The organism is Cupriavidus sp. GW823-FHT06D04, assembly GCF_058795055.1.
This window is the reverse complement of the sequence record NZ_JBXAHL010000003.1, coordinates 40,827-63,805: the sequence shown is the minus strand read 5'-3', so window position 1 is coordinate 63,805 and position 22,979 is coordinate 40,827. Positions and strand designations below refer to the sequence as shown.

The following is a 22,979-nucleotide window of genomic DNA, read 5'->3' as shown; positions in this document are numbered from 1 at the left end:
TGCGCCTGGGTCTGGGCCGAGATCTCGCGCACGCTCTGCGCCAGCGTCGTGCTGATCTCGTCCTGGCGGCTTACCGTGTGGGCGTTCAGTTGCTCCAACTCCTGGCGCAAGCCAGCCGTCATGGTGCCGAGAGTATCGGCCCAGGCCGACAGGCGCTGCGCGTCGTGCGCGGCCAGTTGCGTCTGCAGCCCGGCATGCGACTCGCCCACGGTGCGCACCAGTGTCGCAGCCTGTTCGCCGATCGCGACCGCGGCGGCCGTCAGGGCCTGCTGGTTGTCGCTGGCGAGCTTCTCGCCGGTACGCTCCTGGCGCGACAGCGCCTCGCGCCATGCGTCGGCAGCGCTGGCGGCAGCCGTGTCGAGACGGGTGGCGACACCGTCCAGCAGCCCGGCCGAACGTTGTTCGAAGGTCTGGGCAAAGCCGTCGAGGGACGTGCGCAGGTCCGCTGCCAGTGCCTCGCTCGCGCGTTGATGCCCGGCCAGCGCCTGGTTCCACGTATCCGCGACGCCCGCGGTGGCGCTCTCGAAGCGGCTCGATACCCCATCCAGATGCTGTTGCACGGCGTGGGTCACGGTGTCGCGCAAGGCCGTGGTTTCGCGTGCCAGGCCCGCCATGGTCGCGTCCACCGCAGGCTGGATCGCTGCGCTTGAGGCGCGGGCGCTGTCGGCAATGCTGTCCTTCAGCGATTGCTCCACCGAAGACGCCAGGCGCGTGTAGACCACTTCGGTCTTGCCGTGGAAGGCGTCCTGGCTGGCGGCCAGGCGCTCGGTCAGGGCCTGGTTCTGTTCCGCCATCGTGGTCATCATGGCCTGCATGCGCTCGACCAGTGCCGGCATCACGTCGGCTTGGCGCTGCAGCAGCCGGAACGCTTCATCACGCTGGTGGCCGCGCGAGTAGGGGCGCAGCGTGGTGGCGATGCGGGCGTCCAGCGCCTGCGCGGCCTGGATCCGCTCGCCCCGGCACAATGCCGACAACAGCCCCAGCATCGCGGACGTGGCCACGCCCGCGACCGAGGTGCCGAACGCAAAGCCCAGGCCCTTGACCGGTGCGGCCAGCGAGGCGCGGATGGCCTGCAGGTCGGTGGCGGTCTCCAGCGCGATGCCGGTGCCGCGCAGGGTCGCCACCATGCCCAGGAACGTGCCCAGCATGCCCAGCAGCACCAGCAGCCCGACCAGGTAGGGTGTCAGCGCGGGGCCGGGCAGGCCGACGCGCTCGCCTTCCACGCGCAGGCGGGCGCTGTCGCGCAGGCTGGGATGCAGCCGTTCCAGCCAGCTGCCAAGGCTGGCCGGCGCTTCGGACAGGCTGGCGACGGCTTGCGCCAGCGTGGCGGTGGCCTGCCGGTAGCGGTACAGCTCAAACGCCCCCGCCAGGTAGCAGCCGCCGATCAGCAGCGTCACGGCCAGCGCCAGGAAGTTCGTGCCTGCATAGCCGGCGGCGATCCAGCACACGATGGCCAGGCCCGCCAGGAAAGCGACAATATGGGTAAGGTATCGGGTCATGATGTTCTGGTTAGCTGTCTTGCAGCGCCGCCAGCAAGCCTTCAAGGGGCTGCCAGCGGATGTCGAGTTCGGCGAGCAATACGCTCTGCATATCCTTGCGGAATACCCCCAGCCATGCACCGGGCCTGGCCGTTGCGGGCTGTCCCGCGGCTTGGGCTTCGGCCAGCGCCGCGGCTTCGGCCTGGCGCAGGCGCTGGAAATGCGGCTCCAGCATCGTCGGCAAGGCGCCCAGCAGGCTCTGTTCGCGCGCGCCCAGCACGCGCTCCATCACGGCATCGACCATGGCCAGCTTGGCCATGCCGGGTGCGTGGCCGGACAACGCGCCGCGCAGGCGCCCGCGCAGGTCGCCGATCGCGGTCTCCATGGTCTGTTGCAGCGTCAGGTAGCGCTGGCGATAGACCGCGTAGTCGACCTGCGCATCCACGGGGTCGGGCAGCGCGGACGGCCGGGCCGGCCCGCGCCGCTTGCCGGCAAGCGTGGTGTCTTCCACGATGGCATCGGCAAGCGCGGCGCGCACGCGCGCGCATTCCCGTGCCTCAGTGCTGTCGGCAGCACGTGCGGCAGGCGGCGCTGCCGGCGCATTGGCCTTCAGCGCCGATGACAGCGCGATCGCATCCGCCCAGCCAAGCCATTGGCTCAGCTGGCTCGAGAGCGAGCTCGCAGGAGGAGGGGCATCGGCGTCAGTCAGGCGAGCCAGCAGGCGGACGAGCGTCGGGCCGCTGAAACCTGTGCGCCGGGGCACTTGTAACATTGCGCCGGATTCGAAAAATCCAGCAGTTTACACGCCCGGGCGGCGGCGCGGCCGATATCGGCCAGCGCTTGACTACCCGCATTTGAGGCATTGCCCTGCGCATGGACGGCAGGCAGTTGGTGTGCCGCCGGTGCGCCTACGGCGGTAGGGTGCCAATTGCAGGCATTCCGATGCAACATCAGTCCCCCTGTGAAACGCGATTTCAAGGGGAAGACATGAAGACCAAACTGCATCGCCTGAAAGTCCTGAGCGCAGTCCTCTGCGTGACCCTGGCCGCCTGCGGCGGGGGCGGTGACGGCAACGGCGGCGGCAGCGGCTCGTCGGGCGGCACTGGCAACAGCGGCAATACCAGCGGCACTGGTGGCACGGGTGGTACTGGTGGCACGGGCGGCACCGGCGGCAGCACCGCCACCAGGACGGTGATGTTCGAGGCCACGCCCGTGACCGGGACCAGCGCCGAGTTCCTGACCCAGCTGAATGGGCAGGGTGCACGTGGCTTCCGTTTCGTCAGCGGCTTCTATTTCCTCGGGAACCCGGCAGGTTCCGAGCAGAAAGGCGTCTACGTCAAGGACGCGCAGACAACCTATAGCTATGAGCTGCCGCAGGAACCGGGCGGCGCCGATGTCCAGGCGTGGGTCACCGCGTACGAGGCCTGGCTGAACAGCCATGGCGCGCGTGGCTTCGTCTGGGGCGGGCCCTACATGGTGGGCGGCCAGATCCATGCGCTGATGCGCAAGGACAACGGGTCGTCGTCGACTTTCTCGTACAAGGTTGTGGTGGTGGACACCAATGCCAGCCTGTCGGCCTTTGTGCAGAACCAGGCCAACCCGTTGGGCGCGGACGGCTACTACCTGGCGGTCCCCGCGTACCTGGGCCCGTTCGGCGTGAGCAGCACCGTAGCCATCTTCCGCAAGGACCTGCAGGGCAGCGCCCGCTATGGCTATGAGGTCCTGTCCAATCCGGCCAGCGACGGCGATCTCGTCGCCCAGATCAACACGGAGGGTGTGCGCGGCTATCGGTTCAAGGTGCCGTTCGTCAGCGGCGGCACGCAGGTCAACCTCTATGAGAAGGACCTGTCGCAGTCCAGCACCTTCCGCTTCTACGACTTCGCGTCGCAGCAGACCAGCGCGGGCTTCCTGACCCAGGCCAACGCCGAAGGGCAGAAGGGCTCTAGCCTGATGGGCGCCTATGGGTTGCCGAGCGGCACCATCCGGGACTTCTACTTCGAGCCGGCCAACTGCACCGGCTTCCTCTGCGATACGCGCAGCCTGTTCGGCCTGTAAGCGCCTGGCGCCGGGGTTTTCCCCCGGCACCGGCGTGCCCATGTGCAGTCAAGGTAATACAATCCACCTGACCAGGCGACGAGACCAATCGACAAGACCATACGCGCGAACCGGGGTGGGAAATCAATGACACGAAGTCAAGGCGCCGCAGAGAACAACAACGACGACAACATCGACGACAGCGGGTGCCGTAACTATGCCATCGTGGTGGATGACCACCCGCTGATGGCGCGCGGCATTGCCGGCTACCTTGCGGCGCATTGCGGGTTTGACGCTGCCCTGCATGCAGCCGATGCGAAGGAGTGCGCGGCGTTGACGGAGCGGGAGGGATGCCCGGCGCTGCTGGTGGTGGATTTCTGGCTGCCGGACGGCACCGCTGTCGGGGTGCTGCGTGAAGCCGCGGCGCGCCTGCCCGCCTGCAAGCTGCTGGTGATGAGCGCCGACGACGATGCGCGCGTTTGCATCAAGGCGCGCGAGGCCGGCGCGCACGGCTTTATCCTGAAGAACGAGCCCCCGGAGGTCTTCGCCACGGCGGTAGCGTCGCTGCGCCGGGGGCGGCGCTGGTTCCAGCAGGCGGGGCCGCCGTCGGCGCGGCGCGAGTTGCCGCTGGAGCCCAGCGAACTGGGCCTGACCGCGCGCCAGGCCGAGGTGCTTGGCATGATGCTGCGCGGCCTGCCGAACAAGCGCATCGCCCTGACCCTGTCGGTGTCGGAGCAGACCGTCAAGGAGCACGTCACCGCGATCCTCGGCAAGCTCGGCGTGCGCAACCGGATCGAGGCCATCGCCCTGCTGCACGGCCGCAGGCTGGAATCTTGAAGAAGGCCCTCGCCCGGCTGCTGGGCTTGTCGCGCCCGGATGCGGATGCCGACATCAGCCCGCGCGCGCGCGCGCGGCTGCTGGACATGACGTTCGGGCGCCTGGTGTTCAGCGTCAATGCGATTCCGTTCGTAGGGTTGCCTTTCGTCATTTGGCTGTATGTCCAGCAGCTGGACGGCGGCGCGCTGCTGGCCTGGACGCTGGGGTATGGCGTCGCGGCGGTGTGGATGCAGTTGCGGTTCCGTCGCTACAAGCAAGAGCGGGAAGACGATGACGCCCTGGTCCGGCGCTGGTTGCCGTTTGTGCAGCACGTGGCGCTGGTGCACGGCTTCTGCCTGTCGCTGGCCGCCGTCCTGACGGCCAGCCTGGGGGGCTTCGACTTCAAGCTGCTGCTGTATATCAGTATCGCCGCCATCGTGGCGGCCAATGCCACGCACCAGACGCCGATCCTCGGTGTATTCCAGCGCTTCTTCGTTGCCTGCTGGACCTTGCAGATCGTCAACACCCCGCGCAGCTTCCCCGAGCACTGGCCGTTCGTGCTGCCGCTGGCGCTGCTGTATGCGCTGGCCATCTACCGGCACGCGCTGATCGCCAACCAGTTTTTCCGGCAGCAGGTCCGGCTGGAGGATGACGGCATCCGCCTGGCCGAGCGCTACCGGCTGGCCAAGGAAGAGGCCGAGAAGGCCCTGCACGCCAAGAACCTGTTTCTCACCACCGCCAGCCACGACTTGCGCCAGCCCGTGCATGCCATGGGCTTCCTGATCGAAGCCATTGCGCGGCGCAACCGCGACCCGGCCCTGATCCCGCCGCTGGAAGACCTGCGGCGCAGCGTGCGCTCGGTGCACCTGATGTTCAATTCACTGCTCGATCTCTCCAGGATCGAAGGCGGCATTGCCAGCCCGCGCAATACCGCGGTGGCGTTTGCGCCGTTGGTCGAAGAGGTGGCGTCGCTGTTCCGGGAAGAGGCGCGCAGCCGCGGCCTGGACCTGCGCGTGCGCCTGCCCGCAGGCGCCGCCGCGGTGCTGGCCGATCCCGCACTGCTGCGCCAGTCGCTGGTCAACCTTGTGCACAACGCGCTGCGCTATACCAAGCGCGGCGGGGTGCTGGTGTCCGCGCGGCGGCGCGGCAGCCACTGGCTGCTGGAGGTCTGGGACACCGGCGTGGGAATTGCTAGCGAAGAGAAGGGGCGGGTCTACTCGCCGTTCTATCGCAACGAACATGCGTGGCGCATCGACAGCGCGGGCCATGGCCTGGGCCTGGCCGTGGTGGCGCGCTGCGCCACGCTGATGGGCGCCACCTACGGACTGGACTCGGTGGAGCGCCGCGGCTCCAGGTTCTGGCTGCGCTTTCCTGAAGCGAAGCCGCTGGCCCCGACGGCGATCGAACCGGTCTACGAGCCCGATGGCCTGTCGGCTTCCACCCTGCTGCAGGGCGTCTGCCTGATCGTCGAGGACGACCCGCTGGTGACCGCTGCGTGGACCAGCCTGATGGAGGCCTGGGGCGTGCAGGCGGCGTGCGCGGCGTCGGGGCAGGAAGCCCTGGCACTGGTCGATGCCGGCCTGCAGCCCCAGGCGATCCTGTGCGACCAGCGCCTGCGCTCCGGCGAGAGCGGCTTCGAGGTGCTCAAAGCGCTGTTCGAACGCTGCCCGGACGCAAGCGGCGCCATGGTCAGCGGCGAGTTCGATTCCGAGGCGCTCATGCAGGCCGAGCGCGAAGGCTACCTGGTCCTGCACAAGCCGCTGGAGCCATCGCAGCTGCATGCCTTGCTGTTCCAATGGCTCTGTGCTGCCTGACAGCATAGATGGATGGTTCTGCCTGCGGCTGTGGTGCCACTCAGGCATCTCTGGGGCGAAAGAAGTGTCCAGGTCGACTTTATTCAGATCACCTGAAGAATTTATTTAGTTCACTTTTTTCCACCTCTCAGCGACAGTCTAGCGACCGCAGATCGCGATACTGGAAAGAGAGGGCCCCATGTCTATCTCAAACCGCGCTGTCGCTGCCTCCATGCTGGCCGTTTCCATGTTGGCGGGCCTGGCCGGATGCCATAGCCCGTCGGCCGCGGCGTTGGCTGCGGCGTCGGCTGTCACGTCGCGCCCCGACCCGGCCGCGGTGTCGGAACAGGACATCAACGATGCCTACGTCTACCTGCTGGGCCGGCTGCTAGTCCTGCGCCAGCAGCAAATCGACTTCCAGAAGGAAGGCTTCCAGTGGAACCGGATCATTCATCGCGACGTCGGCGGTGTGTCGTGGGCCAACCCCAATCTGGATGTCGCCTACAGCGAGGCCTGGGTTGCAGTCGACGAAAAGACCTGCACGGTCTTCAGCGTGCCGGCCATCAAGGGGCGCTACTACACCATTCAGTTCCTGAACGGCTGGGGCGAAACCGTCGCCAATATCAACGAGCGCAACTATCCGGACCATCCAAGCGGCGAATTCGCGATGTGCCTGAAGGGCGCCACTGCGGCACTTTCGCCCAACGCCAGGCGCATCGACCTGCCGGCCAAGACCTCACGGGTGCTGGCCCGGGTGGAAATCGGTGCAGACAAGAAGCAGGCCATTGCGCTGCAGCATCAGATCACGACGCGGATCACTGGCACGCCGACGATTGCCCCGGTGCCTGCCACGCCCGCCTTCAGCAATGACAAGCTCCCCGGTGTCGAGGCCTTTGACTCGGCGGTCGTTGCGCTTCGCTCGGAGCCGGACATCAATCCGGGCATGGAGCCCATCCAGGCCAAGGTGCGCGCCGTGAGTGCCGCGGTGGCCAGCAGCCCCGCCGAACGCGCGCGGGTGGACAAGATCATCCGCGAGAAGACGCTGCCGGCGTTCTTCCAGTCGTTCTCCACCGCAGGTACCGTCAGGAACGGCTGGAACCGGCCCGCTACCATTGGCAAGTACGGCAGCGACTACCAGACCCGCACCCGCATCGACCTGGGCGGGATCTGGGCCAACAGCACGGATGAGGTCGTCTATTTCAAGACGGATACAGACGGGACCGGCACCAAGCTCGACGGCGGCAATGTCTACACCATCACCTTCCCGAAGGGCGAGCTGCCTGCCCGCCACGTCAAATACTTCTGGTCGGTGATCGCGGTGGATTCCAGGAACTTCCGCGTGATCCCGAATGCGAAGAACCGGTTCCTGATCAACAAACAGTCCAGGCTGAGCTATGGCACGGACGATTCGCTGACGCTGTACTTCGGGCCTGCCCGTCCGAAGGACGCGCCTGACGGCAACTGGCTGCCCACGCCCAAGGGAAAGAACTACAACCTGACGTTCCGTCTCTATGGGCCGGACCAGCCGGTCCTGTCCGGGGAGTGGTTCCCGGCGCCGCTGGTCAAGCGCAACTGAGCTGCAGGTGCGGACCTGGCGTCCCGTCCCGCAAACATACGGGACAGGACACTAATCCCCCGACACCTCGCAAAACCGCAGCCGGTTCCCGAACGGATCGGCCACCTGCAGCATCCGCCCCCAGCCCACATCCTCAACGCCGGGCCTGGCGTAAGGATAGGCCTTGGCAGACAGCTCCCGCTGCAGCGCATCGATATCCTCCACTGTCACGAACACCGTCGATCCGGGCGTGGCGTCGCCATGGTGCTCGCTCAGGTGCAGCGTCAGGCCGCTGCGCCTGACCTGCGCGTACAGCGGCAAGCCGTCCTCAAACCGATGCTCCCAGTCGAGCGTGAAGCCGAGGAAGTCCAGGTAGAACTCCTTGGCCTTGTCGACCGAGAAGATCCGGAGGATGGGGATGCCGGCAGACAGGTTCATTGTTTTCTGTTCGGTAGTTGCGCAGGAGTGCCAGATCATAACGCCGGCCAGCGGTGATTCGCGCAGCCGGCGCATAAGCATTCGCGACAATCTTCGTTGGCTTTGTGCGGGCCCATGACTAATCTGGCGCTCCTGATGAAATCCCGGAGTACCGTCATGAACCCGACCCACGACTCACGCCGCCGCCTGCTTCTGGCCGCAGCGGGCGCGGCAACTGCCGCCAGTGCGCTGCCAGGCGTCAGCTGGGGGCAGGGCCAGACCGCGCTGCGCATCGGCTACCAGAAGTCCTCCACGCTGATGATCCTGCTGAAATCGCGGCAGACGCTGGAGAAGGCGCTGCCGGCCAAGGGTGTGGCGGTGCAGTGGTACGAATTCACCTCGGGCTTGCCGCTGCTTGAAGCGCTGAACCTCGGCAATATCGACCTGAGCGCCGACGTGGCCGATGCGGTGCCGCCGTTTGCGCTGGCTGCGGGTGCCGCGCTGACCTACTACGCCAGCGAGACGCCTTCGCCGCAGGCACAGGCCATTGTCGTGCGCGGCGATTCGCCGATCCGCGAGGTGGCGCAACTCAAGGGGCAGCGGGTGGCGTTTGCCAAGGGCGCAGGCGCGCACTACCTGGTGCTGGAAGCGCTGGCGCGCGCGGGTCTGTCGATCCGCGATATTGAACCGGCATACCTGAGCCCGGCCGACGCGCGCGCGGCGTTCGAGCGCGGCAGCGTGGCCGCATGGGTGATCTGGGATCCGTTCCTCGCGGCGGTGCAGCGCCAGGCCAATGCGCGCGTGCTGCGCGATGGCGAGGGGCTGGCCAGCTATCGGCGCTTCTACCTGGCGGCGACGCCGTTCGCGCGCGCGCATGCCGAGGTGCTTGAGGTCGTGTTCGATGCGTTGCGCGACGCGGGCGACTGGGTCAAGCGCAATCCGGCCGAGGCAGCGCGCTGGCACGCGCCGCTGATCGGCCTGGATGCGGCCACGGTGGAAGCCGCGAATGCGCGGCGCAGCTACGCGGTGCGCACGGTCGACGCTGCCGCGCTGGCCGAGCAGCAGCGCATCGCCGATGCCTTCACCGCGCCGCAGATCCTGCCGCGCAAGGTAACGATCTCGGCGTCGCCGGTCTGGCGCAAGGCGTAGCCGGCGGGGCGCCGGCTACGCTTACGCGACTTGCTTCGCACAATCCGCCCGGGGGCTCAACGCGAGCCCCGGGGCATGCCGCATCAAACCACTCCCATCTCCGGATCGCTGACCGCGTCCTCGCCGGTCTCCATCCGCCCCGCAAAGCGCCGCGCGAACGACGGGCTGGCCTCGCAGGTCACGACGAAGTCGTACCAGTTGCCGCTGTCGGCCACCGGCCATTCCAGCGTTTCCACCTTGCCCCGCTTCACCCTTTGCGTCCACGGGCCGTCGTCGCGGTAGGCCAGCGCCGTGACGGTGAAGGTCACGTCGGCATCGCTGTCGTTATGCAGCTTCACCTGGATCGTGGGCTTCTTGCACGGGTTGTAGCAGACCTGGATTTCCGTCGACGTGGTCACCGCTTCGTTGATGTCGCCGGAGAACGCGCGGTGATAGCCGTTGGGCCCCAGCACCCACAGGTCGTACTTGCCGCCGTCGGCATTAATGTCCCACGCATCGTCCAGCGTCTTCCCGGCTTCAACCACGTAGCGGCGCGGAATGCGGTCGAGGTGCAGCTTGTCATAGACGTGGAACAGCGCGCCGGCCTGGTTGGTGCTGGCGTTGGCGAACAGCAGGCGCACGGCCTTGGATGCGGCATCGACGCGTGCACTGGTATGCAGTTCGTATGGCAGCTTGCGCGACGGACGCGTGCCGGTGTCCTGCTCCGGCAGCGCGGGCGTGGCCGGCACCGGGATCGCCGGCTGGGTCTGCTGCCAGGCGGTCAGGCTGGTGGCGTCGGCACGGGTGGTGCGGCCGGCCAGCGTGGGCAGGGTCTCGGTGTTGGGCGTGGCAAAGTTGAAGGCGCTGGTCAGGTCGCCGCAGATGGCACGACGGTAGGCACTGATCTGCGGCTCCATCACGCCGAAGCGCGCCTCCAGGAAGCGCAGCACCGAGGTGTGGTCGAACACTTCAGAGTTGACCCAGCCGCCGCGGCTCCACGGCGACACCACCCACATCGGCACGCGCGGGCCGGGGCCGAAGGGCTTGCCGTCCTGCGGCGGCTGCTTGGCCGTGGCGGGCTGGAAGTTGAAGTACTCGTACGCCATCTGCGCGTCGTCGAGGGTCGACTTGCCGGCTAGCGTACCGTCCAGGTTGCGCGACGGCGCGGTCGGCGGCGGGCTGTGGTCGAAGAAGCCGTCGTTCTCGTCGAAGTTAATCAGCAGCACGGTCTTGCTCCAGACCTCGGGCGATGCCGTCAGCGCGTCCAGGATGGCCTGCACGTACCAGCCACCCTTGGCCGGGCTGGACGGGCCGGGGTGCTCGCTGAACTCGGCCGGCGGGATGATCCACGACACCTCAGGGAGCGTGCCGTTGAGCACGTCGTCACGCAGCGACTGCAGGAAGCCGCCGTCGGGCATGGTGTTGCAGAAGCCCTTGGCCAGCGGGCTGTACTGGTCGTCGATGTCCGGGTTGTAGGGCGGGTTGACGCCGGTGCCGGCGGTGTTGGAGAGCTTGCGCCCGACGGGCATCTTCTCCATCTCTGCGCGCCAGTACCGAAAGCTCATCATCTGGTTGCAGCCATAGTTGTCCGGCACGTTCTGGTAGACCTTCCAGCCCACGCCGGCGGCCTGCAGGCGGTCGGCGTAGGTCTTCCAGGTCCAGCCTTCGGTGGAGGGGCCCACATCCGCGCCCGCGTTGAACTCGTTAATCATCACCGCGACGTTGTCGCCGGTGGGACCATTGCTGCCGGTCCAGTAGAACAGGCGGTTGGGGATGGTGCCGGTGTGCATCGCGCAGTGGTAGGCATCGCACAACGTGAAGGCGTCAGCCAGCGCGCGCTGGAACGGGATCTCGGCGTCATCGTAGTAGCCCATCGACAGCGTCTTCTTGGCCACCGGCCAGCGGTCCATGCGGCCGTGGTCCCACGCGGCCTGCGCATCGGGCCAGGTGTGCGGCGTGCCGCCGGCACGCTGCGCGTTGCCCTGGGTTTCGTCGAGATGGTAGGGCGTCAGGAGATTGCCGTTGGCATCGGTCTGGTAGAACGCGTTCTTGCCATTGGGCAACGGGATCGCGAAGCGGTCACCGTAGCCGCGCACGCCCTTGAAGGTGCCGAAGTAGTTGTCGAACGAGCGGTTCTCCAGCATCACCATCACGACGTGCTTGACGTCCTGGATGGTGCCGGTGGCGTTGTTGGCCTCGATGGCGATCGCGCGGCGGATGCTGGGCGGAAAGCTGGCCAGCACCGCGGCGGCGGCGCCGGTGCCGAGGCTGGTCTTCAGGAACTGTCTTTTTGACGGGTTGAAGGTCATGGCTGTGGCTGGGTCGGTCTGTCGCTGGATCGAAAAAGGGCCCGCATCACGGGGCGCAACGCGTGGTGCAGGTGCCGGGCCGGTCAGGCTTGCCTGGCTGGTCCGGCTTGTTGCCATTGGCGGCGGTGGGCTGGAGGGTGCTGCCGCTCGCGCCCGGCGAGTCGTCGCCGCCGCAGGCGGTAAGCATCAGTGCGAGGGTGAGGGTGCCGGCCGCCAGCCATGGCCGGGCGGAACGCGACAGCAATGAAGGTCTCATTTGTGCATGCCCTGTAGTCGTTGAGGGGGATAACGATTGCCGAGCCCATGCGCCGACATCGGATGCAGGCCCATGGACGTCCGCCGCGCGGACGACAAGTGCGGGGAACTGGCCGGTTCGGGTGCGCTTGGCCTTGGCTTGTCGTGACAGTGAGCGATTGTTGATTGGTCAAATGTCAGATGTTTGACATCAAACACATTTGGCGATTTGGTTTTGTAACCAAAAGTGTCGCGCCGGTCATGTCGCCACGATCACGCTGCGCCGCCCGGAGGTGGCAAACCGCCTCGGGCCGGATGACCTGGCCGAGCCAACGGCATGTCGATGCCGTGAACGACAGCGACGTGCGCGTGCTGCGCCTGCGCGGCACCGGCAAGTACTTCTGCAGCGGCTTCGATATCGGCAGGCTCGCGGCCGGGCAGCGCGGTGCCGGCTTCGAGACCCTGGTCAACGCGGTGGAAGACTGCCGCGCGGTGACCATTGCCGAGATCCACGGCGGCGTCTATGGCGGCGGCACGGACCTGGCGCTGGCGTGCGATTTCCGGCTTGGCACCGCTGCGGTGGACATGTTCATGCCCGCGGCGCGGCTGGGGCTGCATTTCTACCAGCGCGGCATGGAACGCTATATCAGCCGGCTGGGCCTGAACCACGCCAAGCCCCTGTTCCTGACTGCGGAGCGCATCGACGCCGACGAGATGCTCCGCCGCGGCTTCCTGACCGAGCTGCTGCCGGCCGAGCGCCTGCGCGAGCGCGCCGACCAGCTCAGCGACACGGTGGCCGGGCTTGCACCGCTGGGGGTGCAAGGCATGAAGCGGCACCTGAACGCGATCGGGCGCGGCGCGCTGGATACTGAGGCGCTGGCTGGCGACATCAGCCGGGCTACCCAGTCGCAGGACATCCGCGAAGGCGCGCTGGCCTGGAAGGAAAAGCGCAGGCCGCAGTTCACCGGCACCTGATGCAGCTTACTGTCCCTGCCGCATCACCCATTCCACCACCCGCGCCAGGAACGGTGACGTGTCGCCTTCGCGATAGCTCATGATGACCGGCGACACGAAGCCCGGCGCGTCGATCGGGCAGTAGCGCACGTCGTCGCGATGCAGCCGCTGGATCGACGCTGGCACCAGCGTGATGCCTATGCCGGCCGCCACCAGCCCCAGCGCGGTCTGCAGTTCGTTGGCCTCCTGCGCCACACGCAATTGCAGGCCCTGCGCGCGGAACAGCGACAGCAGGTGGTCGGCATAGCTGGGCCGCGGCCGGGCCGGGTAAAGAATGAACGGCTGCGCCGCCAGCGCCTGTGGCGTCAGCGCCTTGCGGCGGGGCGCGGGCAGGCGTGCGGGCAGCGCTGCCACCAGTGGCTCGGCCATCACCACCTGCTGGCGGATGGCGGGATCATTCAGCGTGATGCGGCCGAAGCCCAGGTCGATGCGGCCGGCCTTGAGCGCCTCGATCTGCTCGACGGTGATCATCTCTGCCAGTCCTACCTCTACCTGCTGGTCGTGCCGGTCTGATTCACGCAGTTCGCGGATCAGTTCCGGCAGCACGCCATACAGCACCGACGGCACGAAGCCGATGCCGAACCAGCGCTTGTCCTGCCGCCCGATGCGGCGCGTGCCTTCGATGGTTTCTTCCAGCCGCTGCGTCAGCTGGGTGGACTGCTCCAGCAGGAAGCGGCCCGCCTCGGTCAGCCGCAGCCCGCGGCCGACGCGGTCGAACAGTGCCACGCCCACTTCCTCTTCCAACTGGCGGATCTGGCGCGACAGCGGCGGCTGCGCCATATGCAGCCGCTCGGCGGCGCGGGTGACGTTGAGTTCCTGGGCCACGACCTGGAAATAACGCAGGTGCCGGAGTTCCATTGGTGTCCTGCTCCCATACCTGTAGGGTATCGATTGAGACATCATCGGTCTTGGACGCCGGCAAAGTCAAGCCGCATACTTGACTTCAATTATCAATTTGCATCGACAAGGTATGACCACGACTATCACTTCAGTGGAAGCCATCCTGGTGGACCTGCCCACCATCCGGGCACACCAGCTGGCCATGGCCACCATGCAGCAGCAGACGCTGGTGATCGTGCGGCTGCGCTGCAGCGACGGCGTGGAGGGCATCGGCGAGGCCACCACCATCGGCGGCCTGTCCTATGGCGACGAAAGCCCGGAAGGCATCAAGCTGACCATCGACACCTACCTGGCCCCTGCGCTGGCCGGCCAGGATGCCACCAACGTGCATGGCGCGATGGCGCGCCTGGGCAAGGTCGCGCGCGGCAACCGCTTCGCCAAGTCCGCGCTGGAGACCGCGTTGCTGGATGCGCAGGGCAAGCGCCTGGGCGTGCCGCTGGCCACGCTGCTGGGGGGCGCGGTGCGGTCGACACTGCCGGTGCTGTGGACGCTTGCCAGCGGCGACACCGCCCGCGACATTGCCGAGGCCGAGCAACTGCTGGCCGAGCGCCGCCACCATACCTTCAAGCTGAAGATCGGCCGGCGCAGCGTGCGCGACGACGTGGCCCATGTGGCCGCGATCAAGCGCGCGCTGGGCGACCGGGCGCGCGTCACCGTCGACGTCAACCAGGCCTGGAACGAGGCCGACGCCGCCACCGGCATCGCCATGCTGGAAGCCGCGGGCATCGACCTGATCGAGCAGCCGACTCCGCGCGAGCAGCGCATGGCGCTGGCCCGGCTGGCCGCGCGCTTCGTGGTGCCGATCATGGCCGATGAAGCGGTGTGCGGCCCGGAAGACGCGATGGAACTGGCGCGCATCGGCGGTGCCGACGTGTTCGCGCTGAAGATCGCCAAGGCCGGCGGCATCTTCGGCATGCTGCGCACCGCCGCGGTGGGCGACGCCGCCGGCATCGCGCTGTACGGCGGCACCATGCTGGAGGGCAGCGTCGGCACCATTGCCGCGGCGCATGGCTTCTGCACGCTGCCGCAGCTGGCCTGGGGCACCGAGCTGTTCGGACCGCTGCTGCTCAAGGACGATATCGTGCAGCAGCGCCCCGAGTACCGCGACTTCAGCCTGCACCTGCCCGAAGGCCCCGGCCTGGGGCTGGCGCTGGACGAAGACAAGCTGGCGCACTACCGGCGCGGCTGAACTGGCAGGCAACTTCCCCGCATGACACGCCATATGCGCGGGGCGCATCAAGCAGTGAGGAGACTATGAAAACGTTATTCCAGCGGCTGGCAAGCACCGGCCGCGCAGGGGCGCTGGCACTGGCTGCCGGCCTGTCGTTCGCCGCGCCGGCCGCGCACGCGGCCTATCCCGACCATCCGATCCGCTGGATCGTGCCGTTCCCCGCGGGCGGTGCCATGGACAACATCGCGCGCACGCTGGGCGAAGACATGTCGCGCACGCTGGGCCAGGCCATCGTGGTCGAGAACCGGCCGGGCGCCGGCGGCAATATCGGCGCCGAACTGGTGGCGCGCGCGCCCGCCGACGGCTACACGCTGATCATCGTCGCCAACGGCATGGCCGTGAACCCGGCGCTGTACGGCCGGCTGAGCTACGACCCGGTCAAGGACTTCGCGCCGGTGTCGCTGCTGGCGGTGGTGCCCAACGTGCTGGTGGCCAGCAAGGCGCGGCGCCAGGAAAGCACCGTCAAGGATGTGGTGGCGCACGCCAAGGCGGCGCCGGGCAAGTACACCTATGCCTCCGCGGGCAACGGCACCTCGATCCACCTGGCGGGCGAGCTGTTCACCTCGATGGCTGGCGTCGACATGCTGCATATCCCCTACAAGGGCAGCGGCCCGGCGATGACGGACCTGCTGGGCGGCCAGGTCGACTACATGTTCGACAGCATCACCTCGGCCAGGCCGCATATCGAATCGGGCAAGCTGACGGCGATCGCGGTCACCACCAGCAAGCGCTCCAGTGCGCTGCCCAATGTGCCGACGGTGGCCGAAGCCGGCCTGCCGGGCTATGAACTGTCGCCGTGGTTCGCGGCCTTCGTGCCGGCGAAGACGCCGCAGCCGGTCATCGACACGCTCAACCGCGCCATGCTCGAGGCGCTGCGCAAGCCTGCGGTGCAGAAGCGGCTGGCGCAAATCGGCGCCGAGCCGATCGGCAGTTCGCCGGCGGTGCTGCGCGAGCACCTGGCGAAGGAAACCGAGAAGTGGGGTGTGCTGATCCGCCAGCGGGGTATCCGGGCGGATTGAGCGGCCTGGACCAGCGCGGTTCATAGGGGGAGTCCCCCCGAGATGCTCCGGGGGAATGTCATTACCCAGCCCCCCGTCTCCCTGGCACATAATGTGCGTAAGATGCCAGCCGAAAGGCACACTCGAGCGGATCACCCGCCGGCACTGAGGGGAGACAATGAGCAGTTCAACCGACAAGTTCTCGGCCACCATGCGCGATGGCCTGGCCGATCTTGCCCGCCGCCTGCGCTTTGCCATGGAGGAGGGCGCGATCTGGCTGGACGAGCAGCGCATGATCCTGATCCATACCGCCGCCCTGGGCGCGCTGCGCAAGGAACTGGTGGACACCCTGGGCATGGAGCGCGCGCGCGGCCTGTTCACCCGCATGGGCTTCCATTCGGGCATGCGCGATGCGGAGGTCGCGCGCAAGCTGCGCGCCGGCCACAGCGACTTCGGCCAGCTGGAGATCGGGCCCTGCCTGCATACCATCGAGGGGGTGGTGCGGGTCACGCCGGTCAAGGTCGACATCGATATCGCCGCCGGCATCTACGATGGCGAGTTCCTGTGGGAAGACTCCTTCGAGGGCGACGTCCACCGCCAGCTGTTCGGCATCGTCGACGAGCCTGCCTGCTGGATGCAGATCGGCTACGCCACCGGCTACACCTCGGCGCTGATGGGGCGCACCATCCTGTACCGCGAGGTCGAGTGCATCGCCTGCGGGCACCCGCACTGCCGCATCATCGGCAAGCCGGTGGAAGCCTGGGAAGACGGCGCGCAGGCACTGGCGCTGTACCAGCCCGATCCCGTGATCGAAACCATCATCGCCCTGCAGAGCGAGGTCGAGCACCTGCGCGCGCTGCAGGGCACCCCGGCCACGCCGGCCGACCTGGTCGGCACCTCGCCAGGCTTTCGCGCCGCCTGGAGCCTGCTGCAACGCGCCGCGGCCAGCAACGTGACGGTGCTGCTGCTGGGCGAGACCGGCGTGGGCAAGGAGCGGTTCGCGCAGGCATTGCACAGCGTGAGCGGGCGTGCCGACAAGCCCTTCATTGCCGTGAACTGCGCGGCGATTCCCGACGAGCTGATTGAGTCCGAGCTGTTCGGCGTGGAAAAGGGCGCCTTCACCGGCGCCAGCCAGTCGCGCCCCGGGCGCTTCGAGCGCGCGCACGGCGGCACCCTGTTCCTGGACGAGCTGGGCGAACTCTCCGCCTCGGCCCAGTCCAAGCTGCTGCGCGTGCTGCAGGAAGGCGAGGTCGAGCGCGTGGGCGGCACCGGCACGCGCAAGGTGGACGTGCGGCTGGTGGCCGCCACCAATGTCGACCTGGCCGAAGCCGTGAAGCAGGGCACTTTCCGCAAGGACCTGTACTACCGCCTCAATGTCTATCCGGTCACGATCCCGCCGCTGCGCGAGCGCCTGGACGATATCCGGCCGCTGGCCGAGCGCTTCGTGGCCCGCTACGGCGCGCGCCACGGCAAGCGCATCGTCGGCATCACCGACCGCGCGCTGGCCGAGCTGCGCCACTATGACTGGCCCGGCAACGTGCGCGAACTGGAGAACGTGATCGAGCGCGGCGTGATCCTGGCCAGCCAGGGCGGCCAGATCACCGCCGACCACCTGTTCCTGCCAGGCACCGTGGCACCGGTGGTGGATACCGCGCCGCGGCTGGGGGCGGGCGGCACCTTGCCAGACCTGCGCGAAGCCGCGGTCCATGCGCTGCTGGACCAGATGTCCGAGCAGCAGCTGGCGCTGGGCGAAGTCGAGACCGTGCTGATGGAGGCGGCCATGCAGCGCGCCGACGGCAATATGAGCCAGGCGGCGCGGTTGCTGGGTATTACGCGGCCGCAGCTGGCGTATCGGTGGAAGATGCGCGGCACGCGCGGGGGTAACGGCCACGGCAACGGTAACTGAGGCCGCTTCCAGGCTTCAAATGCCGAGGGTGTGCTCCCCTCTCGCGCAAGCGGGAGAGGGGAGCACACTCGCGTGGATCAAGCGCGTTCACACGATCCCCTGCGCCACCCATCTCCTCCGCTTCTCCCGGCCCCTCGCATTTCTCCACTTGATCATTTGATGCAGCCCCTCCGGGCCGCGCATCGGCCCGAAGTTGCCCGATGCTGCACCGCGCCAACGATTTTTCCCTGTCAGATCAAGTCTTCTCAACTAGGTTGCCCACGCACGCTGCTGCGCCGCAGGGCAATCCCATCCGCATCTGCTCGCTGCCCGCAAACGCCCGCCCGGCGCGGCTTTTGATCATTTGATCAAGGCCTGCGCGCAGCTTCATCAATTCATCGATGCGTTTCGCGCGGACCTTTCCGGGTTAACGCGCACGCTCGCCACCGCCAATTCCCCGCAACCCTTGTCCCACAACGCTTCGCGCTCGCTGGCACGGTCTTCGCAATAAGGCCTGCGTCCAGCCAACGCAATGGAGCGCGCCATGAACACCCCGTCGGTTCCCCTGTTCGAAGCCACGCCGCGCTATGTGCGGGTCGAGGGCCGCACCCCAGAAGGGTTTGTTCAGTTCGCCTTCAGCGTGGCCGACCCTGAGCTCAACGTCGAACTGATCATGCCGGAGCCGATGTTCGAAGCCTTCTGCTGCGTCAACCGCGTGCGCTTCCTGCCCCCGCTGGAAGCAGCGCCGCAGCCGCAAGCCGACGACTGACGCCGCAGCCACCGCATCACAAAGAGAGAAGGGATACAGGAGACCAAACGATGCAAGTCGATATCAAGACCCAGCAGATCCAGCCGCTGCGCCAGAACTACGGCCATGTCGCGCGCCGCTTCGGCGACAAGCCGGCGTCGCGCTACCAGGAGGCGACCTACGACGTGCAGTCGGAGGTGAACTTCCACTACCGCCCCACCTGGGACCCCAGCTTCGAGCTGTATGACAAGCGCCGCACGGCGATCGTGATGCAGGACTGGTACGCGCTGAAGGACCCGCGCCAGTTCTACTACGGCGCCTACGTTACCGCGCGCGGGCGCCAGCAGGATGCAACGGAGAAGAGCTTTGCCTTTGTCGAGAAGCGCGGGCTGCTGCAGGCGCTGCCGGCCGAATGGCAGGAACGCCTGGCCACAGGCCTGCTGCCGCTGCGCCATGTGGAGTGGGGCGCCAACATGAACAACTTCTACTGCGCCGACTATGGCTGGGGCACGGCCATCACGCAGGCCTGCACCTATTGCGCGATGGACCGCCTGGGTATCGCCCAATACCTGTCGCGCATCGGCATGCTGCTGGACGGCAATACCGGCGTGGCGCTGGAGCGGGCCAGGGTGGCGTGGCTGGAGAGCGCCGCATGGCAGCCGCTGCGCCGCTTTGTCGAGCATACCTTTGTCACCGAGGACTGGTTCGAGACCTTCATCGCCCAGAACCTGGTGCTCGACGGGCTGCTCTACCCGCTGGTCTACCAGCATGCCGACGCGGTGATCGCGCGCGCCTGCGGCACCGGGCTGGCGGTGCTGACCGAATTCATGAACGACTGGCGCGACGAGCACGCACGCTGGGTCGATGCCGTGATCCAGGCCGCCGCGGCCGAGTCCGAGGCCAACCGCGTGCTGCTGTCTGGCTGGGCGCGCGCCGCCTGCGCCGAGGTGGCGCAGGCGCTGGTGCCGGTGGCCGATGCGCTCACCGGCGAGGACGGCGCGCAGATGGTGGCGCTGTGCCGCGAGCAGTTCGAAGTCCGCCTGGGCAAGCTCGGCCTGGCTGCCTGATCCGCCCACAACGAACCCCACGGAGACACGCCATGTCAGCCACCCCAGCCAACGTCTACATCGCGCTGCAGAACAACGACGACACCCGACCCATCATCGACGCCATCACCGAGGCCAACCCGCATGCGGTGGTGTCGCAGTTTCCCGCCATGGTCAAGATTGACGCCCCCGGCCACCTGACCATCGTGCGCGAACTGGTGGCCGGCAAGCTCGGCCGCGACTGGGACCTGCAGGAGATCCACCTGAACCTCATCTCGCTGTGCGGAAACATCGACGAAGACGAAGACGCCTTCACGCTGCGCTGGAATGCCTGACACCGCAGCGGCACACAGAACATCACGGAGACATCATGGACGCACGCAAGAAGCTCAACCTGCGCGAGAAGTACGCCTCGATGACGCGGGACCTGGCCTGGGAAACGACCTACGAGCCGATGGACAAGGTCTTCCCGTTCGACAAGTACGAGGGCATCCGCATCCACGACTGGGACAAATGGGAAGACCCGTTCCGCATGACCATGGATGCCTACTGGAAATACCAGTCGGAGAAGGAGCGCAAGCTGTACGCGATCATCGACTCGTTCGTGCAGAACAACGGCCACCTGAACGTATCCGATCCGCGCTACCTGAACGCGCTGCGGCTGTTCCTGACCGGCGTGACGCCGCTGGAATACGCTGCCCACCGCGGCTACGCGCACCTGGGCCGGCATTTCCGCGGCGCCGGCGCGCGCGTGGCGGCGCAGATGCAGTCGGTCGACGAACTGCGCCACGCCCAGACCCAGCTGCACACGCTGTCGGTCTACAACAAGTACTTCCACGGCTTTGGCGAATGGCGCCATATGCACGACCGGGTCTGGTACCTGTCGGTGCCCAAGTCCTACTTCGAGGACGCGATGAGCGCGGGGCCGTTCGAGTTCATCACCGCGATCTCGTTCTCGTTCGAGTATGTGCTGACCAACCTGCTGTTCATGCCGTTCATGTCGGGCGCCGCCTACAACGGCGACATGGCCACGGTGACCTTCGGCTTCTCCGCACAGTCCGACGAGTCGCGCCACATGACGCTGGGCCTGGAAGTGGTCAAGTTCCTGTGCGAGCAGGACCCCGGCAATATCCCGATCCTGCAGAAGTGGCTGGACAAGTGGTTCTGGCGCGGCTTCCGCCTGCTCACGCTGGTCGGCATGATGATGGACTACATGCTGCCCAAGCGCGTGATGTCGTGGGCCGAGGCCTGGGAGATGTACTTCGAGCAGGCGGGCGGGGCGCTGTTCAAGGACCTGGAGCGCTACGGCCTGCGCATGCCCAAGTACCACGAAGTGGCCACCAAGACCAAGGACCGCATCACGCACGAGGCCTGGGCCACCTTCTACAACTACGCGGGCGCGGCCGGCTTCCACACCTGGGTGCCCAAGGCGGACGAGATGGCGTGGCTGGCCGAGAAGTACCCGCAGACCTTCGAGCGCTACTACAAGCCGCGCCTGGACCACTGGCAGGAGCGCCAGCAGGCCGGCGACCGTTTCTACAACGCCACGCTGCCGATGCTGTGCCAGACCTGCCAGATCCCGATGGTGTTCTCGGAGCCGGACGATCCCACCCAGACCTGCTACCGCGAAAGCAGCTACCACGGCATGAAGTTCCATTTCTGCTCGGACGGCTGCAAGGACATCTTCGACGACGAGCCCGCCAAGTACGCGCAGGCCTGGCTGCCGGTGCACCAGATCTACCAGGGCAACTGCGGCGGCGCCACGCTGGAGGACGTGCTCAAGTGGTACCGGCTGAACCCGGGCGCTGACAACCTGGACTTCGAGGGCTCGCAGGACCAGCGCAACTGGAACGCGTGGAAGGGCATCGGTCCTGCCGCCGACGCCGCCTGAAGCGGCCCCATCAAAAGACAAGGAGACAACCATGCCCGTCGTATCCATCGGCGACTACGCCTTCGAGGCGGCCGACCGCGAGGCCGTGTTCCACGGCAACCGCCTGCTCTATATCGGCTGGGACGGCCACCTGCTGTTCTGCGCCCCGCATTGCTTACCGTTCCCGCCGTCGATGCCGCTGCGCGAGGTGGTGGACAAGGTGCTGCCCGGCGTCTACGGCTACCACCCCGACTTTGCCCGCATCGACTGGGGCCAGGTGCAGTGGCTGCGCGGCGGCCAGCCCTGGCAGCCCGACCTGCACCGCTCGCTGGAAGAGAACGGCCTGGGCCACAAGGACGTGATCCGCTTCCGCACGCCGGGGCTGGACGGCATCGGCGGCAGCCGCAGTTGAGGCGCACGGGCGAACGCACCACCGGAAGGAGACCAAGATGTATTCGCTGACCATTGAACCGATCGGGCAGACCATCCCCATCGCTCCCGGGCAGACCGTGCTGGACGCCTGCCTGCGCAACGGCGTGTGGCTGCCCCATGCCTGTTGCCACGGCCTGTGCGCCACCTGCAAGGTGCAGGTGGTGGACGGCGAGGTCGAGCAGGGCGAGGCCTCCAGCTTCGCGCTGATGGACTTCGAGCGCGACAACGGCCAGTGCCTGGCCTGCTGCGCGACTGCGCAGTCGGACCTGGTGATCGAGGCCGACATTGAGGAAGATGCCGATGCGCTGGGCCTGCCGCTGGCCGACTATCGCGCCGAAGTTGTCGAGACGCGCGCCCTGACGCCCACCATCCTGGGCATCTGGCTGCGTGTGAAGGATGGCGGACGCACGGCATTCCAGGCCGGTCAGTACGTCAACCTGACCGTGCCGGGCTGCGATCAGCCGCGCGCGTTCTCGCTGGCCAACGCGCCGGGCGACGAGCTGGTCGAGCTGCACGTGCGCCGTGTGCCGGACGGGCAGGCCACTGGCTACCTGCACGACCAGCTGGCGGTCGGCGATGAACTGTCGTTCTCAGCGCCCTATGGCCGCTTCTTCGTGCGCAAGTCGGCGCAGGTGCCGATGCTGTTCCTGGCGGGCGGCTCCGGCCTGTCCAGCCCGCGCGCGATGATCCTGGACCTGCTGGCCGCCGGCGAGACCCTGCCGATCACGCTGGTGCAGGGCGCACGCAACCGCGGCGAGCTGTACTACGGCGCCGAGTTCCAGGCGCTGGCGCAGGCCCACCCCAACTTCCGCTACGTGCCCGCGCTGTCGGACGAACCCGCCGACAGCGGCTGGAGCGGCGCGCGCGGCTACGTGCATGACGTGCTGCAGCAGCTCTACGCGCAGGACGGCAATGCCGACTTCCGCGGCCACAAGGCCTACCTGTGCGGGCCGCCGCCGATGATCGAGGCCTGCATCCGCACGCTGATGCAGGGCCGGCTGTTCGAGGCGGATATCCACACCGAGAAGTTCCTGTCCGCGGCCGATGCGCAGAACAGCGCGCGCAGTCCGCTGTTCAAGATCTGAGGAGGC

The 22,979-nt window shown here is 67.3% G+C and carries 20 protein-coding genes and 1 pseudogene; 15 read left to right on the top strand and 6 right to left on the bottom strand.

What is annotated here, in order from left to right; translation table 11 throughout:
* Both AC1Q7H_RS06365 and AC1Q7H_RS06360 read right to left on the bottom strand, forming a co-directional pair.
* A partial coding sequence (locus AC1Q7H_RS06365; RefSeq protein WP_492381057.1) for a DUF802 domain-containing protein occupies positions 1-1,499 on the bottom strand: 1,499 nt, incomplete at its 3' end.
* Positions 1,500-1,509: 10 nt separating this feature from the next.
* Positions 1,510-2,250 (bottom strand): DUF3348 domain-containing protein, encoded by a 741-nt coding sequence (locus tag AC1Q7H_RS06360; protein WP_013952167.1) that lies wholly within the window; start codon positions 2,248-2,250, stop codon positions 1,510-1,512.
* 215 nt (positions 2,251-2,465) lie between these two features.
* Here AC1Q7H_RS06360 and AC1Q7H_RS06355 point away from each other — a divergent pair, with 215 nt between their 5' ends.
* The 4 genes from AC1Q7H_RS06355 (at position 2,466) to AC1Q7H_RS06340 (ending at position 7,697) form a co-directional block, all read left to right on the top strand.
* A complete protein-coding gene (locus tag AC1Q7H_RS06355; RefSeq protein ID WP_211979667.1) occupies positions 2,466-3,533 on the top strand; it encodes a hypothetical protein in 1,068 nt (355 codons plus the stop codon).
* A 126-nt stretch (positions 3,534-3,659) separates the two neighbouring features.
* Positions 3,660-4,349 carry a response regulator transcription factor gene (locus AC1Q7H_RS06350; protein ID WP_013952169.1) on the top strand — a complete coding sequence of 230 codons (690 nt, stop codon included), beginning with the start codon at positions 3,660-3,662 and terminating at the stop codon, positions 4,347-4,349.
* Positions 4,346-6,142, top strand: a complete 1,797-nt coding sequence (locus AC1Q7H_RS06345) for a hybrid sensor histidine kinase/response regulator (RefSeq protein ID WP_013952170.1) — start codon at positions 4,346-4,348, stop codon at positions 6,140-6,142. Before AC1Q7H_RS06350 ends, AC1Q7H_RS06345 begins: the two co-directional genes overlap by 4 nt.
* 178 nt (positions 6,143-6,320) lie before the next feature.
* The gene (locus AC1Q7H_RS06340) at positions 6,321-7,697 is read left to right on the top strand and encodes a DUF1214 domain-containing protein (RefSeq protein WP_013952171.1); all 1,377 of its coding nucleotides are present in this window, start codon (positions 6,321-6,323) and stop codon (positions 7,695-7,697) included.
* Positions 7,698-7,748: 51 nt separating this feature from the next.
* Here AC1Q7H_RS06340 and AC1Q7H_RS06335 read toward each other — a convergent pair whose 3' ends face one another.
* Positions 7,749-8,114, bottom strand: a complete 366-nt coding sequence (locus tag AC1Q7H_RS06335) for a glyoxalase superfamily protein (protein ID WP_035816304.1) — start codon at positions 8,112-8,114, stop codon at positions 7,749-7,751.
* Between the two features lie 156 nt (positions 8,115-8,270).
* Between AC1Q7H_RS06335 and AC1Q7H_RS06330 the strand changes: the two genes are divergently transcribed.
* Positions 8,271-9,242 carry an aliphatic sulfonate ABC transporter substrate-binding protein gene (locus AC1Q7H_RS06330; protein ID WP_211979668.1) on the top strand — a complete coding sequence of 324 codons (972 nt, stop codon included), beginning with the start codon at positions 8,271-8,273 and terminating at the stop codon, positions 9,240-9,242.
* A gap of 83 nt (positions 9,243-9,325) precedes the next feature.
* On the opposite strand, the gene AC1Q7H_RS06325 is transcribed toward AC1Q7H_RS06330, so the two are convergent.
* Positions 9,326-11,530, bottom strand: coding sequence for a phosphocholine-specific phospholipase C (locus AC1Q7H_RS06325; protein ID WP_211979669.1), 2,205 nt, complete (start codon positions 11,528-11,530; stop codon positions 9,326-9,328).
* Positions 11,531-11,576: 46 nt separating this feature from the next.
* Positions 11,577-11,774, bottom strand: coding sequence for a hypothetical protein (locus tag AC1Q7H_RS06320; protein ID WP_148271645.1), 198 nt, complete (start codon positions 11,772-11,774; stop codon positions 11,577-11,579).
* Positions 11,775-11,985: 211 nt separating this feature from the next.
* On the opposite strand from AC1Q7H_RS06320, the pseudogene AC1Q7H_RS06315 reads away from it, so the two are divergent.
* Positions 11,986-12,739: pseudogene (locus AC1Q7H_RS06315) on the top strand (enoyl-CoA hydratase/isomerase family protein).
* Positions 12,740-12,745: 6 nt separating this feature from the next.
* Here AC1Q7H_RS06315 and AC1Q7H_RS06310 read toward each other — a convergent pair.
* Positions 12,746-13,636, bottom strand: a complete 891-nt coding sequence (locus AC1Q7H_RS06310) for a LysR family transcriptional regulator (RefSeq protein ID WP_211979670.1) — start codon at positions 13,634-13,636, stop codon at positions 12,746-12,748.
* 112 nt (positions 13,637-13,748) lie between these two features.
* Between AC1Q7H_RS06310 and AC1Q7H_RS06305 the strand changes: the two genes are divergently transcribed.
* From AC1Q7H_RS06305 to AC1Q7H_RS06265, 9 genes are all read left to right on the top strand, one after another.
* The gene (locus tag AC1Q7H_RS06305) at positions 13,749-14,867 is read left to right on the top strand and encodes a muconate/chloromuconate family cycloisomerase (protein WP_013952182.1); all 1,119 of its coding nucleotides are present in this window, start codon (positions 13,749-13,751) and stop codon (positions 14,865-14,867) included.
* A gap of 65 nt (positions 14,868-14,932) precedes the next feature.
* Positions 14,933-15,928 carry a tripartite tricarboxylate transporter substrate binding protein gene (locus AC1Q7H_RS06300; RefSeq protein WP_153953885.1) on the top strand — a complete coding sequence of 332 codons (996 nt, stop codon included), beginning with the start codon at positions 14,933-14,935 and terminating at the stop codon, positions 15,926-15,928.
* 157 nt (positions 15,929-16,085) lie between these two features.
* Entirely contained in the window at positions 16,086-17,813 is a 1,728-nt protein-coding gene (poxR, locus tag AC1Q7H_RS06295; RefSeq protein ID WP_013952184.1) for a phenol degradation transcriptional regulator PoxR, read from the top strand.
* 523 nt (positions 17,814-18,336) lie between these two features.
* Entirely contained in the window at positions 18,337-18,561 is a 225-nt protein-coding gene (locus tag AC1Q7H_RS06290) for a phenol hydroxylase subunit (protein ID WP_013952185.1), read from the top strand.
* A 50-nt stretch (positions 18,562-18,611) separates the two neighbouring features.
* Positions 18,612-19,607, top strand: coding sequence for an aromatic/alkene monooxygenase hydroxylase subunit beta (locus AC1Q7H_RS06285; RefSeq protein WP_492381056.1), 996 nt, complete (start codon positions 18,612-18,614; stop codon positions 19,605-19,607).
* Between the two features lie 32 nt (positions 19,608-19,639).
* Positions 19,640-19,921 carry an MmoB/DmpM family protein gene (locus tag AC1Q7H_RS06280; RefSeq protein ID WP_013952187.1) on the top strand — a complete coding sequence of 94 codons (282 nt, stop codon included), beginning with the start codon at positions 19,640-19,642 and terminating at the stop codon, positions 19,919-19,921.
* A 35-nt stretch (positions 19,922-19,956) separates the two neighbouring features.
* Positions 19,957-21,477, top strand: coding sequence for an aromatic/alkene/methane monooxygenase hydroxylase/oxygenase subunit alpha (locus tag AC1Q7H_RS06275; RefSeq protein ID WP_013952188.1), 1,521 nt, complete (start codon positions 19,957-19,959; stop codon positions 21,475-21,477).
* Between the two features lie 31 nt (positions 21,478-21,508).
* Positions 21,509-21,868, top strand: coding sequence for a phenol hydroxylase subunit P4 (locus AC1Q7H_RS06270; protein ID WP_153953883.1), 360 nt, complete (start codon positions 21,509-21,511; stop codon positions 21,866-21,868).
* A 37-nt stretch (positions 21,869-21,905) separates the two neighbouring features.
* Positions 21,906-22,973 carry an NADH:ubiquinone reductase (Na(+)-transporting) subunit F gene (locus tag AC1Q7H_RS06265; protein ID WP_153953882.1) on the top strand — a complete coding sequence of 356 codons (1,068 nt, stop codon included), beginning with the start codon at positions 21,906-21,908 and terminating at the stop codon, positions 22,971-22,973.
* The last annotated feature ends 6 nt before the right edge of the window (positions 22,974-22,979 follow it).